Here is a 14,813-nt window from a genome sequence, read left to right as displayed (position 1 = left end):
AGCCGGTCCGGGTGGAGTCCCCGCACAGAGGTGGACGCTACTTCGCGGACTCGAATTCGAGCACCCGCCAATACATTTGTTGATGCGTCAGCGAACATCCAATCCGCCTGTTCGGCTCGGCCGCCGTGGGCGTTCGCGGCCTCCGCGCCGCCACCCGCGCTTCCGGTGCTCTCCGGCGCGGGCCCATACGCAGGACAAATGGTCCACGGGTTGCACGGCAGCCCAACATTATTGCGCAGCTATGTCGCGATCTGCGGCACCTATCGTCCCAGTTCCGGGAATCCGGAAAGTGTCTGTGGTATCGGCAGAGAGTTCGGTGGAATGCTGCTAATGTGCGAATGGTCGGGTTCTGGTTACCGTTCGGACACGATCCGGGCGGTCGGCGATTGACGTGTAATCGCCTGTCCTGCGGGCACTGTGCGGTAGGCGCTCTCGGTGAGCGCCGGTGCCGTCGTGGGATTTCCGGTACTCCGACGCGGACCCCACCGACCGGTCCGTTCATGGGTCGGCAGGCGAGGGAAGGCGAGCGAAGCAGGATGGCAGTGGGCCGATTCCTCGAGACCAGTCAACGACGAAAGAACTGATGAATCAAGATATCGCCGTGATGCTTTCATGGATCCTCGCCGTCGCTTTGGTGATCGCCGTAGCGGGGGCGTTGTACGCAGTGCAGTATGCCAGGGCTCAGCGGGCCAAGCTCGAGGCTCTGGCCAGGGAACAGCGCGCGACCGAGGACACGCTCGAGCGGTTCGCCGCCACCACGCTACCCGCGGTGGCCGAGTCGATCCGCCGGTTCGAGTCCCAGGTGCCCCCGGTCGAAGTCCAGGCGGGCATGGAGAATTCGCGGCTCGCGCAGATCCTGCGGTGGATCTCCGAGCGGTATGCCGACGATCTGAGCCTGATGCGCTCGGAGACCAGGGAGCTGACCAACAACGAAGGACAGCAGGCGATCAAGGCGGCCGAGGAGGCCGCGCGCAACGAGGTCGCCTCCGCGTCGCGCCAGGCGACCAGCGCCGCGGTCCGCTCGTTCGGCACCTCCGTGGTCAGCCTCGGCGCTGACGTCAGCCAGGTGGTGAGCGCCGCGCTGCGTGAGCATCGCGACGATCAGGTGTACGAAACCCTCACCCGCATCGACCACACGGTGCAGCAGATGATCCGTCAGGCGCAGTCCTACGTGATCGTCTGCGGTGGTCTGCCCGGCCGCCGCTGGCCCGCGCAGACGCTGACCGACGTGGTCGGCGGCGCCATCGGCCGTGTCCGGGAATACCTGCGGGTGCGGCCCAACCAGCTCGACCGTGTCGTGATCAGCCGCGCGGTGGAACCGCTCGTGCACACACTGGCGACCTTGCTGGACAACGCGTTGCGGTACTCGCCGCCGACTTCCTACGTGGACGTCAACTTCCAGGAGGGTCACCACGGCGTCACCGTCATCATCGATGACGCGGGCGTGCGGATGAACGCCGAGCAGATGGAGGAGGCCCGCCAGGTGCTCGCGCACGAGCGGCCCGTCGACATCCACCAGCTCGGCCCGTCACCGAAGGTCGGCTTCCCGGGCATCGCCGCGCTGGCCCGCCGCTACGGCTTCACCGTCTACATCGACGGCCCGAACGTCTACGGCGGCATGCGCGCGATGGTCTACATCCCGGAGTCGCTGCTGGTCACCCCGCAGAACGTCCAGGAGGTCGCGCCCGTGACCGAGGCAAAACCGGAGCCGGCCACGGTTCCCGCGCAGGACGCGCCGAGCGAACAGCCCGGCGAGAACGAGCCGTCGCTGTCGGTGAGCGAGATCACCAGCGGCGGGCTACCCAAGCGGCGACGCAGGACGGTCGCACTCGCCCCGGTCGGGCCGCGCACCGAACCCGGCCTCGCTCGCCCAGAGGTCGCCGCAGCTTGGCATACCGGCTCCAAGAGCGGCCGCGCCGCCGCATCTGATGACACGGAAGGGATGACATCCTGATGGCCACACCCGTGACCGACAGCAGCAACAAACTGGGCTGGCTACTCGAAGATCTCAGCATCACGGGTGTGCGGTTCTCGGTGTTGCTCTCCGACGACGGCCTGCGGATCGCGCACTCCACGGGGATCGCCCGCGACGAGGCGGAACGCTTCGCCGCCGCGGCCTCCGGCCTGCGTTCGCTCGGTAAGGCGCTCGGTGAATTCTGCGGTGACGCCACGAACGGCGTGCGGCAGAACATGACCGAGTACGACCAGGGAATGATCCTCATCACCGCGGCGGGCGAGGGCGCGCTACTCGGCGTCGCGACCACCAACGACATCGACGTGGGCCTCGTCGCCCACCGGATGAACGAGCTGGCAGGCCGGGTCGGACGCGAGCTCGGCAGCCAGCCGCGCAGGCGCGTTGACGGCAGCGAAATGCCATGATCGAGCGCAGCGAGCGAGTCAGAGGTACTGCGCCGCTGGGCAGCACGGAGCCGAGCGAGAGCGAGGGGCCGTCATGAGCAAGCCGCGGCGCGATCCGGACCTGGTCCGGGCTTATGTGCGCACCGGAGGGCGTACGCGCCCCACTCGCGAGCTGGACCTGGTTACTTTGGTCCTGACCGCCAAAGATCCACTCCCCGGCGCGTCGCCCGATGCGCGCCGGGTCATGGCCCTGTGCAGCCGTCGGGGTGCGCTGTCGATCGCGGAGATCGCTGCGTACCTCGACCTTCCGCCGTCTGTCGTGAAGATCGTCGCGTCCGATCTCATGGACGGCGGGCATCTGGTCACCCCCACCCCGGCCGAGTCCCTGCCGGAGATCGCTCTGCTGGAGGAGGTACTCAATGGGCTCCGTGCTCTCGCCGTCTGATCGCGCCGTCGATTACGTGCCGGAGACCGTGACCCGCTCGGTGAAACTGCTGGTGGCCGGCAACTTCGGTGTCGGCAAGACCACGTTCGTGAGCAGCGTCTCGGAGATCAAACCGCTGCGCACCGAGGAGACCATCACCGAAGCCAGCGTCGGCGTCGACGACATGGCGGGGCTGCCCGGCAAGTCGCAGACCACGGTCGCGATGGACTTCGGCCGCATCACGCTCAGTCCCAAACTGGCGCTCTACCTGTTCGGCACTCCGGGTCAGCAGCGTTTCGTCCCCTTGTGGGAGGAGCTGGCCCGAGGTGCGCTCGGCGCGCTCGTGCTGGTGGACACCCGCCGCATCGAGAAGTCCGACGAGGTCCTCTCGGTGCTGGAGGAGCGCGGCGTCCCGTATTCGGTCGCCGTCAACCAGTTCGAAGGCGCCCGGCCCTACCCGCTCGATGAGGTGCGCGATGCCCTCGACCTGGAACCCGGGACCCCCCTGACGTCACTGGACGCCCGGGACCGAGGCACGTGCCTGCGTTCGCTGATCACGCTAGTCGAATTCTTGTTCCACCGTTTGGAGTCTCGCATTTGACCACGCCCCAGTCCTCGACCCACCCCGCGCACCTATCCAGCGGCGCCTGCCCGGTCGCACACGGATCGCCGATCGACACCGACGGTCCCAGAATTCCGCTCTATGCCGAGGGATTCGCGGCCGACCCCCACGGGACCTACCGGGAAATGCGCAGGCGCCACGGTTCGTTGGTCCCGATCGAACTGTCGCCAGGGGTGCCCGCCACGCTGGTGATCGGCTATCAGGAAGCCGTGCGGATCCTCAACGATCCCGAGCACTTCCCCGCCGATCCACGCATCTGGCAGAAGAACATTCCCGAGGACTCGCCCATCCGTCCGATGATGGAGTGGTACCCGAACGCGCTGCGCAACAGCGGCGCCGCGCATGCCCGCTACCGGGGTGCGTACGTCGCGAGCATCGACGCCATCGACCTGCACGAGGTGCACTCGATGGTAGAGCGCATCGCGATTCCGCTGATCAACACGTTCTGCCAGGCGGGGTCCGCCGATCTGGTGACCCAGTACGCGTTCCCGCTCGTCTTCGAGGTGCTCAACCGGATCGTCGGCTGTTCGACGGAACTTGGGCAGCGGGTCGCCACCGGCATGGCGATGCTCTTCGACACCGTCGAGGCGGCCAAGGGCATGCAGATGCTCTCCGAGGCGCTGATGGAGCTGATCCACCAGCGCCGCGCGGAGCCGGGCGACGACGTCACGTCCCGGTTGGCGCATCACCCGGCAGGCCTCGACGACGAGGAGATGCTGTCGAACCTGATCAGCCTCTACGGCGCCGGGATCGAGCCGCAGCAGAACCTGATCACCAACACCCTGCTGCTGATGCTCACCGACGACCGTTTCGGTGGCGACATGCTCGGCGGCGCGCTGTCGACGCGTGACGCGCTGGACGAGGTGTTGTTCAACGACCCGCCCATGGCGAACTTCTGCATCACCTATCCGCGCCAGCCCATCCTGATCGACAGCGTCTGGTTGCCCGCGCACCAGCCGGTGCTGGTCAGCCTGGCGGGGTGCAACAACGATCCGGCGATCCGCGGCGGCGACCGCACCGGTAATCGCTCGCATCTGGCGTGGGCGGTCGGACCGCACGCCTGCCCCGCGAAGTCCGTCGCGTCCGTGGTCGTGCAAGAAGCCATCGACCAGCTCCTCGACGCTCTCCCCGAAATGCGGCTGGCCGTGCCCGCGGACGAAGTGGTCTGGCGCCCCGGCCCATTCCACCGGGCGTTGGCGGCCCTGCCGGTCGTCTTCCCCAAGTCCCCTCCGTTGAACATGGTGTAAGGAGAAGCGTCCGATGTCGCAAGAGCCGATAGTCTTGGATCTGACCGGTTCCGATATCCAAGGCGAAGCGGCGCGGCTGCGCGAGCGTGGGCCGGTGGCCCTGGTGGAACTGCCCGGCGGGGTGCCGGCGTGGTCGATCACCGATGCCGTCGTGCTCAAGAGCCTTCTGGCCGACCCGCGCGTCTCGAAGGATCCCAGGCAGCACTGGGCCGCGTTCATGAACGGCGAGATCACCGAGGAGTGGCCGCTGCACCCATGGGTAGCGGTCGACAACATGTTCACCGCCTACGGCGCCGAGCATCGGCGGCTGCGCAAGCTGGTCGCACCCGCGTTCACGCACCGTCGTACGGTGGCGCTTCGACCGCGCATCGAAGCGATCACCGCCGAGTTGCTCGACCAGTTGGCCGCGACGCCGCGCGGCACGGCCGTCGATCTGCGTGAGGGCTACGCCTATCCGGTGCCGATCCAGGTCATCACCGAGCTGATGGGTGTGCCCGAGCATCTGGGCCCAGGGGTGCGGAAATGTGTCGACGGATTCTTCGACACCTCGTTCGGGCCGGAGGAGGCCCAGGCCAACTACCTGGAGATGTACCGGCTCATCAGCGAACTGGTGGCGTACCGGCGGGAGAGACCCGGCGACGACATCACGAGCGTGCTGATCGCCAGCCGGGACGAGGAGGACGGCTCACAGCTGACCGAGAAGGAACTCGTCGACACCCTGATGCTGGTCATCAACGCCGGACACGAGACGACGGTGAACCTGCTGGATCAGGCCATCTTCGCTTTGCTCACCCGTGCGGACCAGCGTGCCGATGTGGTGGCGGGGCGGATCCCATGGTCGGATGTGGTGGAGGAGTCGCTGCGCTACGAGGCGCCGGTCGCGCACCTGCCGCTGCGCTACGCCGTCGAGGACATCGACATCGCCGACGTCCGTATTCCCAAGGGGGAGGCGATCCTGGCCTCCTACGTGGCGGCCAACCGCGATCCGAAGGTGCACGGTCCGAACGCCGACCAGTTCGACCTGCGTCGCTCGGTCAAGGATCATGTGGCCTTCGGTTACGGGGCGCATCATTGCCTGGGCGCGCCGCTGGCCCGCATGGAAGCCGAGATCGCCCTTCCGGCCATCTTCCGGCGCTTCCCGGACATGCGCCTCGCGGTCGATCCGTCCGAGCTGGGCACCGTGCTCAGCTTCATCTCCAACGGTCATTCCGAGCTGCCGGTGTTCTTGGAGGCGACGGAGTAGGCCGGCCGGGAAGAACAAACATCTCGATCACACCCGGCATGGGCGCTCGGCAGTCCCGCGCCGGGACTCGACAGCCCGCGTATCCCTCGTGGATACGCGGGCGGAGGTGTTCCACCGTTGGCGTGCGCAGTGGGAACACGCACGATCGCATCGGTTTGGCACACGAGATATGCTTTGCCGCAGCGGAATTCGGCATAAGCTCGAATTCGAGACGCTCACATGGCAATTCGCTTCCCGGGCTCCGGGACGCGTGTCGTGTGCCCACCCTGCTCGTCGAACGTTCCGATTTTGGAGTCACGTTTTGACCCACCCCCAGTCCTCGACATCGTCCTTCTCCAGCGGCTGCCCGGTCCCGCACGGTTCACCGGTCGGCTCCGACGGACCCCGGGTCGCCTTGTACTCGGACGATTTCGCGGCGGATCCACACCACGTCTATCGAGAAGCGCGCGCGAGATACGGTTCGCTGGTGCCGGTGGAACTGTCGCCCGGCGTGCCCGCGACACTGGTGATCGGATATCACACCGCGGTGCGCATCCTGAACGATCCCGACCACTTTCCCGCCGATTCGCGGACTTGGCAGCAGACCGTGCCCAGTGACTGTCCGGTCCTTCCGCTGCTCGAGTGGCGTCCGGCGGCGATCCGCAACTCCGGCATGGAACACGCCCGATACCGGCAGGCCACGGTCGCGGGCATCGATGAGATCGACCAATTCGCGCTGCACAACACGGTGGAGCAGATCGCCGTGCCACTGATCAATACGTTCTGCGGGGACGGCTCCGCCGATCTGATCTCGCAATACGCGTTCCCGCTTGCGTTCGCGGTGATCAACGCGATGCTCGGCTGCCCTCAGGACATCGGGCAGCGGGCGGCGGCGGGACTGGCCGCCATGTTCGAAGGCGTGGACGCCGAAAAGGGCAATACGATGTTCAACGAGGCGATGGCGGACCTGGTGGCGCTCAAGCGATCCCATCCCGGCGACGACATCGTCTCCCGGATACTGCGGCACCCCGTCGATTTCGACGACGAGGAGATGGTCCAGCAGGTGCTGATGCTGTACGGCGCGGGGATCGAGCCGCAGCAGAATCTGATCGTCAACACCCTGCGCCTGATGCTCACCGACCAGCGGTTCGCGGGCGGCATCCTGGGCGGCAGCCTGTCGACCCGGGACGCGCTGGACGAGGTGTTGTTCACCGACCCGCCGCTGTCGAACTACTGCGTCACCTTCCCGCGACAGCCGATGCTGATCGACGGCGTCTGGCTACCCGCGCACCAGCCGGTGGTCATCAGCATGGCCGGATGCAACAACGACCCCGCGATCAACACGGGCGTCTACACCGACAACCGCGCTCATCTCGCCTGGAGCGTCGGGCCGCACACCTGTCCGGCCCGGTCGGTGGCCTATCTGATCGCCCAGGACGCCATCGATCAGCTGCTCGACGCGTTGCCCGAGATGCGGTTGGGTGTTCCTGCCGAGCAGCTGACCTGGCGACCGGGTCCGTTCCATCGATCGCTGACCGCCCTGCCGGTGCTCTTCCCGGAATCACCGCCTTTGTCCGTCCATATCCCGCAGCCGGAGGGGAGCGCGGCGCAGTAGCCGTGCTCCGTCCGGCGAGCCGCCATCGCCGCGTTCCCGTCCAGAAGGAGGTTGCCGCTCAGAGGTCGTCGTGCACACAGCTGATGAGGGTGTGCGCCGGCCTGTCACCGATCCCCACGCCTGACGTCGACCTTCGCCGTCGCGGCGCGCACGCGCCCGGTCGATCGCGTTCGTCGCATGTTCGTTCCTCTGGAGTTTCGTCTTTTGACCACGCCACACTTCCCGCCGTCCACTTCCGCGACTGGGTGCCCCGTCTCGCACGGCTCGCCGATCGACACCAGCGGCCCTCGTTACCCGTTGTATTCGCAGGAATACGCGGAAGACCCGCACAACGCATACCGTGAAATGCGCCGCCAGTTCGGTTCGCTCGTTCCGATCGAGCTGTCGCCGGGCGTGCCCGCCACCTTGGTGATCGGCTACCACACCGCGCTGCGCATCCTCAACGACCCCGATCATTTCCCGGCCGATCCGCGGATCTGGCAGAAGGACATCCCGGGCGAGTGCCCGGTCCTGCCGATGCTGGAGTGGCGGAAGAACGCGCTGCGCAGCGCGGGCTTGGAACATCTGCGCTACCGGCAGGCGAACGTCGCCGCCATCGACGGGGTCGACCTGCACGCGATGCACGGAACCGTCGAGCAGATCGCCATCCCGCTGATCAACGCCTTCTGCGAGGACGGCGCGGCGGATCTGATCAGCCAGTACGCGTTCCCGCTCAGCTTCGCGGTGCTCAACGCCATGCTCGGCTGCCCGGCGGACATCAGCCAGCAGGTCGCGACCGGTATGGCGGCCATCTTCGAAGGCGTCAACGCGGACAAGGGCAACGCGATGCTCACCGACGCGCTGTTCGAACTGGTGCAGCTCAAGCGCAAGGACGCAGGCGACGACATCACCTCGAGGCTGTTGCGGCACGAAGCCGGGCTCGACGACGTCGAGATGATCCACCAGTTGATCACCCTCTATGGCGCGGGCATCGAACCGACGCAGAACCTCATCGTCAATACGGTGCTGCTGATGCTCACCGACGAACGTTTCGCCGGAGACTTTCTCGGCGGCAGCCTCTCGACGCGCGACGCGCTCGACGAGGTGCTGTTCAACGACCCGCCGATGGCGAACTACTGCGTCAGCTTCCCGCGCCAGCCGATCCTCATCGATGATGTCTGGCTACCCGCGCACCAGCCGGTGCTGATCAGCATGGCCGGATGCAACAACGATCCGGCGATCGGCGTCGGGCAGCGCACTGACAGCCGCGCCCATCTGGCGTGGAGCGTGGGCCCGCACGCCTGCCCCGCCCGGTCGGCCGCGTACTTGGTGGTGCAGGACGCGATCGACCAGATCCTCGACGCCTTGCCCGAGATGCGCTTGGGCGTGCGGCCCGATCAATTGAACTGGCGGCCGGGACCATTCCACCGCGCTCTGGTCTCCCTGCCGGTCGTCTTTCCGAAATCCCCTCCGCTGACCGTCTTCTAAGGAGTCATCGATGGACACACAACCCCTGGTCCTCGACCCGGTGGGTGCCGATATTCAGGGTGAGTCCGACCGTATTCGTGCGCGCGGGCCGGTGACCCCGGTCGAATTGCCGGGCGGCGTGCGAGCGTGGTCGGTCACCGACGCCGACGTGCTCAAGCGGTTGCTGGCCGATCCCCGGGTGTCGAAGGACGGCAAGCAGCACTGGCCCGCGTTGATCAACGGCGAGATACCCCAGGACTGGCCGTTGTTGCCGTGGGTCGCGGTGAACAATATGTTCACCGCGTACGGTGCCGACCACCGCAGGCTGCGCAAACTCGTCGCGCCCGCCTTCACGCACCGCCGCACCCAGGCGATGCGCCCGATGGTCGAGCAGATCACCGCGGACCTGCTCGGCGCGCTCGCCGCGACACCGGCGGGCGAAGCGGTCGATCTCAGGGAAGGTTTCGCCTACCCGCTGCCGATCCAGGTCATCAGCGCGCTGATGGGCGTTCCGGAATCCCTGAACGCCGGTCTGCGCACATGCGTGGACGGCATCTTCGATACGTCGCTCGGGCCCGAGGAGTCCCAGGCGAACTACACGGAGATGTACCGGATCCTTGGTGAGCTCGTCGCCTATCGGCGGGAGACACCCGGTGACGACATGACCAGCCTGCTGATCTCGCACCGGGACGAGGAGGACGGCTCGCAGCTGACCGAGCAGGAGCTGATCGACACGCTGCTGCTTGTCATCAGCGCGGGGCACGAGACCACGGTCAACCTGATCGATCAGGCCGTCTTCGCGCTGCTGACCCACCCGGACCAGCGCGCCGAGGTGACCGAGGGGCGTGCGGCCTGGTCCGATCTGATCGAGGAGGCGCTGCGGTACGAGTCGCCGGTTGCGCACCTGCCGCTGCGCTTCGCCGCCGACGACATCGAGATCGACGGCCTGCGCATCGCCAAGGGCGAAGCGATCCTCGCGTCCTACGCCGGGGCCAACCGCGATCCGAAACTGCACGGCCCCACAGCGAACGAGTTCGACGTGCGCCGAGCGAGCAAGGAACATCTGGCCTTCGGCTACGGGGCCCATCACTGCCTGGGCGCACCCCTGGCGCGGCTGGAAGCCGAGGTCGCCCTGCCCGCGCTCTTCCAGCGCTTCCCGAACCTGCGCCTGGCGGCCGATCCCGCCGAACTCGGGAGCGTGTCCAGTTTCATCTCCAACGGGCACGCCAGGCTGCCGGTGTACCTGGCGGCGGACTAGGGGTTGACCCGCGCCTCCGGTCGCTGCCGGAGGCGCGGCTCAGCGCAATGCTTCGACCAAGCCGGACTTGCGCGCCTTCGCGAGTCCGCGCCGGGCGAGTAAACCGTTGCCGAGCAACAGGATCGTCTTGTTCGGCGGCGCTTTGAACCCGGACGCGGTGTGCGGCGCGTACACCGCCTCGGTGCCGGAAACCTCGAGCCAACCGGTGTTCTGCCGCGATTCCAAGCCGATCAACTGGGACCGATACTCGTGGGCCAGCAGCCCGGCGCGGCGTCCGCCTTGCGGCAGGCCCGCCGGGACGGTCAACCGCACACCGTCGGCGCTCGACCCGGTCACCTGCACCGGGACGACCGCCGGGTAGCCGTCGGCCTGCTGGTAGCCGAGCAGCCGGTGTGGCAGCTTCGTCGCCTGAGCCGCGGTCCGGGCGACGTCCACCCGTGGGCCCGTCCTCTTCGCCGGAGGCTGCTGTGTCGCTGGTTCGACAGACGGCACCGCGGCACCGAGGATCTCGGGCGTGCCCGCCGCGTCGAGGTCCGGCCATACGACGATGCGATCGACGGTCACGGTCACCACCACTCGATCGGCGTAGTAGGCGCGCAGCCACCGGTCCCAGAACACACCGCGCCGCGGTGCGCCCATGTAGGGCGTGGCCTGGGCGCCGAGGCGGTCGAGCGCCTCCTGGTCGGGCGCCGGGTCGAACGCCGCGGTGCCCTGCACCAGCACGAATCGCGAGTTGTCCCGACTTCCTATGCCGTGCTCGCGCGCGTGATATGCCAGCGCCACTTTGGGTTCCCGCTTCATTCGCTCCAGCTTGCGTCCGAACCCGAGTGATGTCGTGAATCCCACTGTTCCCGCGGCCCGGTCGCGCAGCCCGATCGGCGACACCGCCGACACCACCGCGCCGCCCGCGGGCGTCACATACGCTGCGGCGCAGGTCAGATCGCCGCCGAGAACGTCGTCCACATCGTCCGGCCAGGTAACCGCCATGGGACGGATTTTACTGCGACGCTCTTGACGACGCGGCCGTCCGGAGCCGAGAGTGCGCAGATGGTTTCCACCGCCGAGGCGGCAGACACGACGCTGCGCAAGATCACGATTCGCCTGCTGCCCTTTCTCGGGCTGCTGTACTTCGTCAACTATCTGGACCGGGTAAACATCGGGTTCGCCGGGCCGAGCGGCATGAAGACCGAGCTCGGGCTCACCGAGACCGCGTTCGGATTCGCCTCCGGCATCTTCTTCGTCGGATACCTGCTGCTGGAGGTGCCGAGCAACCTGGCGCTGCACCGGTTCGGCGCCCGGCGCTGGATCGCCCGGATCATGGCAACTTGGGGGCTGGTGGCCACGGCGATGGCCTTCGTGCCCGACGCCACCGTGCTGTATGTCCTGCGGTTCCTGCTGGGTGTGGTGGAGGCGGGCTTCTTTCCTGGCATCCTGCTCTATCTGACCTATTGGTTCCCGCAGGCGCAACGGGCGCGGATCGTCGCGTTGTTCATGACGGCGGTGCCCATGTCCACCGCGTTGGGCGCGACGGTGTCCAGCTTGATCATTCGATACGGCGACGGCGTCTTCGGGCTCAGCGGTTGGCGTTTCATGTTCTTGGTCGAGGGGTTGCCCGCCGTCGCGCTGGCGGTGGCGACTTGGTTCTATCTGACCGACCGTCCCGAGCAGGCGGGCTGGCTGGCCTCCGCCGAACGTGAGTGGCTGGCCGGCGAACTCGCCGCGGAGCAGGCCACGTTGCGGCGCGCGGAGCACTGGACGGTGCGCCGTGCGCTGACCCATCCGCGGGTGCTCGGCCTCGCCTTCGTCTACGGCGGCATCGTCTACGGCCTGTATGCGCTGGGATTCTTCCTGCCGACGATCATCGATGGCTTCCAGCAGCAATACGGAACGCACTACTCGGTGGTGCAACGCGGACTGATCAATGCGGTGCCCTACCTCGTCGGGGCCGTGGTGATGGTGTGGTGGGGCAGGCACGGCGACCGGACCGGTGAGCGCGCGTGGCACGTCGCCCTGCCCGCGCTGCTGGGCGGTCTCGCCATCCCGGTGGCGCTGTATCTCGGCGATCCGTTCGCCGCGATGGTCGCGGTCACGGTGTGCGCGGTGGGCGTGCTCGCGGCGCTGCCGACGTTCTGGGCCCTGCCCGGCACCTTCCTGTCCGGCGCGGCGGCGGCGGGCGGCATCGCGTTGATCAACTCGGTCGGCAACGTCAGCGGTTTCGTCGCGCCGTACGTCACCGGTGGGCTGAAGGACGTGACCGGCAGCCAGCGCGCCGGGCTCTGGGTGGTGGGATTGTGCATGATCGCCGCAGCGGCGGGCGTCATGACGCTGCGGCGGCGAACCGGCGACGCTCCCGTCGACCGGAACGCGGATCTGTGATCCTCGGCCTGCCCACGGCCTCGCTCGCCGCCGAGTCCGGGCAGGATCCGTGCCGCCGAACCGTGGCCGCCGAGGGGAGGGTCAGCCGTATGCAGAGATGCGCTCGCAATGTGGCGACCGCCACCATGCGTTTCCAGTGTCGGCACGGAAGTCGTTGTGGTGGACTATCATCCACGGCAATGTAGATCGGAAAGGGCTGATCTACCGGGCCGTCATACGGGCGTCTCACCCTTGCCGACGTCGGCGTCTCAGACGACTTGCCGCCGCGGTTGTAGGGTGAGCGCTGCTCGTTCCGGCATGTTTGCGCGACGGTCGCGCGGGCATCCGGGGAAGACGTCGCATCACGCTGGGAGGACCGATGGCTACCGAAGACCGGACCGCAGTGTTCGACGCGGTGGTCGCGGCGGCGGACTATCCCGTGCTGCTGGTCACCGTGCAGGCGGACGGCCGGCGCGCCGGTTGTCTCGTCGGCTTCGCGACGCAGGTCAGCATCGAGCCGCGCCGGTTCCTGATCGGCCTGTCCAAGAAGAACTACACCTATCGGATCGCGCAGCACGCCGACCGGCTCGCGGTGCATTTGCTCGGCAGCGAGCAACTCTCCCTCGCACGGCTTTTCGGCGGTGAGACCGGCGACGACATCGACAAGTTCGTGCACTGCGACTGGCGCCCGGGTCCGGGCGGCATCCCGGTGCTCAGCACGGTCCCCAGCTGGTTCGTCGCTCGTATCCGCGACCGCTATGACCTCGGTGATCATGTCGGGATGCTGCTGGAACCCGAGGACGGCGCCGTGCTGCGGCCCACCGCGGAGACGCTGCATTACCACTCGGTGGCGGATCTGGTTGCGGGCCATACCGTCTGAGTTGGTTCGGGACCGCCGCCCGGGCGCGAAGGCTATTTCAGTGCGTTCGCAAGTTCGAATCGTTCTGCGAAGGCGGACAACTCGTCTCCGGCTTGCTCCGGGTCCCCTGTGCTCGCGCTCACCACGATGCGCGTGACACCCTGTTCGGCCAGTCCTTCGACCCGCTCGACCGGCATGTCGATAGATCCCCAGCGCGTGTACTCGAACGCGCCGGGATCCCGGCCCGCCGCAGCGGCCGCGGTATGGGCGATCTCCAGCTGGGCGGCGCGTTCGGTGGGCCCGAGCACCCCGCCCGGGAAGTAACCGTCGCCACGGGAACCGGCGCGGCGGGCCGCGGCCCGGCTCGATCCACCGACATGGATCGGCAGGTCGCCGCCGAGAGGTTTCGGATAACTGCATAGGTTCTCGAACCGGAAGAACTCGCCTTCGAAGCTCACCCCGTCCGCGCCACCGGACCACAGCAGTCGCAGCACATCGATGGCCTCGTCGGCGCGGCGGCCTCGGGAGGCGAAATCGACGCCGACGGCCTGTGCCTCCCCGGGCAGGGTTCCCACCCCCACGGTGAGCAGGCGCATCCGTCCCTTGGACAGCACATCGATCGTCGCGAGGCGCTTGGCCAGCACCACCGGATGGTGGTAGGGCAATAACAGCACCGCGGTGCCGAGCAGGATCCGCTCGGTCGCTGCGGCCACGAAGCTCAGCGCGTCGAGGGGGTCGGCGAACGGCACCGAGGGCGTGATCTCCATCGGTCCGACCGCGGCGCCCGGGTACAGCGCGACGTGCTCGGGCAGGTAGATCGCTTCGAATCCGCAGTGCTCGGCGTGCTGGGCGTAGGCGATCAACCGGTCCGGGTCGACGCCGAAGAAGGGAGTGCTGTAGCTGACCGCGAACCTCACCGCGGCTCCTCGATCCGGTCGAACTCGCAGGCCGCCGCGAGCCGCTCGTGCAGCTGGCCCCGTACTCGCTCCAGCCGCGCCAGGTATGAATCGACCTCGGCCAGCTTGCGCCGCAAGGTGGACACCGAGTCCGGGCAGACGTCTCCGGAGCCGTTGCCCGCCCGCAGGCAGGCGACGAACGGACGGATGTCGTCGAGATCGAAGCCCGCGCCGAGCAGTTCGCGGATCTGCGCCACGATCAGCACCTCCGCGTCGTCGTACGAGCGGTAACCGTTGGCGGCGCGGTGCGGCCGCACCAAACCGTGCTCCTCGTAGTAACGCAAGGCGCGCGTGCTGGTGCCCGCCCGCTCCGCCAGTTCGCCGATGCGCATCCGTCCTCCTTGCCTCCGCTACCGCCACGCTAAACCTTCTCGTCGACGTCAAGGCAAGTCGGCGCGGGCTGCGTACCCTCGGGGGAGATCAGCTGGCGAGCCTTGCTCGCCGATTCCCC

Annotated in this window: 14 protein-coding genes; 11 read left to right on the top strand and 3 right to left on the bottom strand. The window is 67.6% G+C overall.

Annotated elements, in window-relative coordinates; genetic code table 11:
* Positions 1-604 precede the first annotated feature (604 nt).
* The 9 genes from ACWEO7_RS17115 to ACWEO7_RS17075 all read left to right on the top strand — a co-directional run bounded on the left by ACWEO7_RS17115 (position 605) and on the right by ACWEO7_RS17075 (position 10,192).
* Positions 605-1,954: a sensor histidine kinase gene (locus ACWEO7_RS17115; RefSeq protein ID WP_452424402.1), complete on the top strand. Its 1,350-nt coding sequence runs from the start codon at positions 605-607 to the stop codon at positions 1,952-1,954.
* The gene (locus ACWEO7_RS17110) at positions 1,954-2,379 is read left to right on the top strand and encodes a roadblock/LC7 domain-containing protein (RefSeq protein WP_039805396.1); all 426 of its coding nucleotides are present in this window, start codon (positions 1,954-1,956) and stop codon (positions 2,377-2,379) included. The genes ACWEO7_RS17115 and ACWEO7_RS17110 overlap by 1 nt, the downstream gene beginning before the upstream one ends.
* A 73-nt stretch (positions 2,380-2,452) precedes the next feature.
* Entirely contained in the window at positions 2,453-2,803 is a 351-nt protein-coding gene (locus tag ACWEO7_RS17105) for a DUF742 domain-containing protein (RefSeq protein ID WP_039805398.1), read from the top strand.
* Entirely contained in the window at positions 2,778-3,383 is a 606-nt protein-coding gene (locus ACWEO7_RS17100; protein ID WP_039805400.1) for a GTP-binding protein, read from the top strand. Before ACWEO7_RS17105 ends, ACWEO7_RS17100 begins: the two co-directional genes overlap by 26 nt.
* The gene (locus ACWEO7_RS17095; RefSeq protein ID WP_452424317.1) at positions 3,380-4,651 is read left to right on the top strand and encodes a cytochrome P450; all 1,272 of its coding nucleotides are present in this window, start codon (positions 3,380-3,382) and stop codon (positions 4,649-4,651) included. The genes ACWEO7_RS17100 and ACWEO7_RS17095 overlap by 4 nt, the downstream gene beginning before the upstream one ends.
* A 13-nt stretch (positions 4,652-4,664) precedes the next feature.
* On the top strand, positions 4,665-5,894 hold the full coding sequence (locus ACWEO7_RS17090) for a cytochrome P450 family protein (protein WP_452424315.1): 1,230 nt from the start codon (positions 4,665-4,667) through the stop codon (positions 5,892-5,894).
* A 301-nt stretch (positions 5,895-6,195) separates the two neighbouring features.
* The gene (locus ACWEO7_RS17085) at positions 6,196-7,488 is read left to right on the top strand and encodes a cytochrome P450 (protein WP_452424313.1); all 1,293 of its coding nucleotides are present in this window, start codon (positions 6,196-6,198) and stop codon (positions 7,486-7,488) included.
* Positions 7,489-7,833: 345 nt separating this feature from the next.
* Complete coding sequence (locus ACWEO7_RS17080; protein ID WP_450020252.1) at positions 7,834-8,955, top strand: cytochrome P450; 1,122 nt, start codon at positions 7,834-7,836, stop codon at positions 8,953-8,955.
* A 10-nt stretch (positions 8,956-8,965) separates the two neighbouring features.
* Positions 8,966-10,192, top strand: coding sequence for a cytochrome P450 family protein (locus tag ACWEO7_RS17075; protein WP_452424311.1), 1,227 nt, complete (start codon positions 8,966-8,968; stop codon positions 10,190-10,192).
* 39 nt (positions 10,193-10,231) lie between these two features.
* Here ACWEO7_RS17075 and ACWEO7_RS17070 read toward each other — a convergent pair whose 3' ends face one another.
* Complete coding sequence (locus ACWEO7_RS17070; protein ID WP_452424309.1) at positions 10,232-11,179, bottom strand: hypothetical protein; 948 nt, start codon at positions 11,177-11,179, stop codon at positions 10,232-10,234.
* Positions 11,180-11,239: 60 nt separating this feature from the next.
* On the opposite strand from ACWEO7_RS17070, the gene ACWEO7_RS17065 reads away from it, so the two are divergent.
* Both ACWEO7_RS17065 and ACWEO7_RS17060 read left to right on the top strand, forming a co-directional pair.
* On the top strand, positions 11,240-12,568 hold the full coding sequence (locus tag ACWEO7_RS17065; RefSeq protein ID WP_452424308.1) for an MFS transporter: 1,329 nt from the start codon (positions 11,240-11,242) through the stop codon (positions 12,566-12,568).
* Positions 12,569-12,926: 358 nt separating this feature from the next.
* Positions 12,927-13,427 carry a flavin reductase family protein gene (locus tag ACWEO7_RS17060; protein ID WP_452424306.1) on the top strand — a complete coding sequence of 167 codons (501 nt, stop codon included), beginning with the start codon at positions 12,927-12,929 and terminating at the stop codon, positions 13,425-13,427.
* A gap of 32 nt (positions 13,428-13,459) precedes the next feature.
* Here the strand turns inward: ACWEO7_RS17060 and ACWEO7_RS17055 are convergent, their stop codons facing one another.
* Together ACWEO7_RS17055 and ACWEO7_RS17050 are read right to left on the bottom strand one after the other, a co-directional pair.
* Positions 13,460-14,323 carry a TIGR03619 family F420-dependent LLM class oxidoreductase gene (locus tag ACWEO7_RS17055; RefSeq protein WP_452424304.1) on the bottom strand — a complete coding sequence of 288 codons (864 nt, stop codon included), beginning with the start codon at positions 14,321-14,323 and terminating at the stop codon, positions 13,460-13,462.
* Positions 14,320-14,694, bottom strand: coding sequence for a MerR family transcriptional regulator (locus ACWEO7_RS17050; protein WP_450020240.1), 375 nt, complete (start codon positions 14,692-14,694; stop codon positions 14,320-14,322). Before ACWEO7_RS17050 ends, ACWEO7_RS17055 begins: the two co-directional genes overlap by 4 nt.
* Positions 14,695-14,813: the final 119 nt, after the last annotated feature.

The sequence above is a fragment of the Nocardia sp. NPDC004260 genome (assembly GCF_053603155.1).
Note: the sequence above shows the minus strand (reverse complement) of the source record. Positions and strands in the feature narration are given on the sequence as shown.

Coding starts and splice junctions, on each gene's coding strand:
- ACWEO7_RS17115 (WP_452424402.1), top strand. CDS start 605: ATGCTTTCATGGATCCTCGCCGTCGCTTTGGTGATCGCCGTAGCGGGG.
- ACWEO7_RS17110 (WP_039805396.1), top strand. CDS start 1,954: ATGGCCACACCCGTGACCGACAGCAGCAACAAACTGGGCTGGCTACTC.
- ACWEO7_RS17105 (WP_039805398.1), top strand. CDS start 2,453: ATGAGCAAGCCGCGGCGCGATCCGGACCTGGTCCGGGCTTATGTGCGC.
- ACWEO7_RS17100 (WP_039805400.1), top strand. CDS start 2,778: ATGGGCTCCGTGCTCTCGCCGTCTGATCGCGCCGTCGATTACGTGCCG.
- ACWEO7_RS17090 (WP_452424315.1), top strand. CDS start 4,665: ATGTCGCAAGAGCCGATAGTCTTGGATCTGACCGGTTCCGATATCCAA.
- ACWEO7_RS17080 (WP_450020252.1), top strand. CDS start 7,834: ATGCGCCGCCAGTTCGGTTCGCTCGTTCCGATCGAGCTGTCGCCGGGC.
- ACWEO7_RS17075 (WP_452424311.1), top strand. CDS start 8,966: ATGGACACACAACCCCTGGTCCTCGACCCGGTGGGTGCCGATATTCAG.
- ACWEO7_RS17070 (WP_452424309.1), bottom strand. CDS start 11,179: ATGGCGGTTACCTGGCCGGACGATGTGGACGACGTTCTCGGCGGCGAT.
- ACWEO7_RS17065 (WP_452424308.1), top strand. CDS start 11,240: ATGGTTTCCACCGCCGAGGCGGCAGACACGACGCTGCGCAAGATCACG.
- ACWEO7_RS17060 (WP_452424306.1), top strand. CDS start 12,927: ATGGCTACCGAAGACCGGACCGCAGTGTTCGACGCGGTGGTCGCGGCG.
- ACWEO7_RS17050 (WP_450020240.1), bottom strand. CDS start 14,694: ATGCGCATCGGCGAACTGGCGGAGCGGGCGGGCACCAGCACGCGCGCC.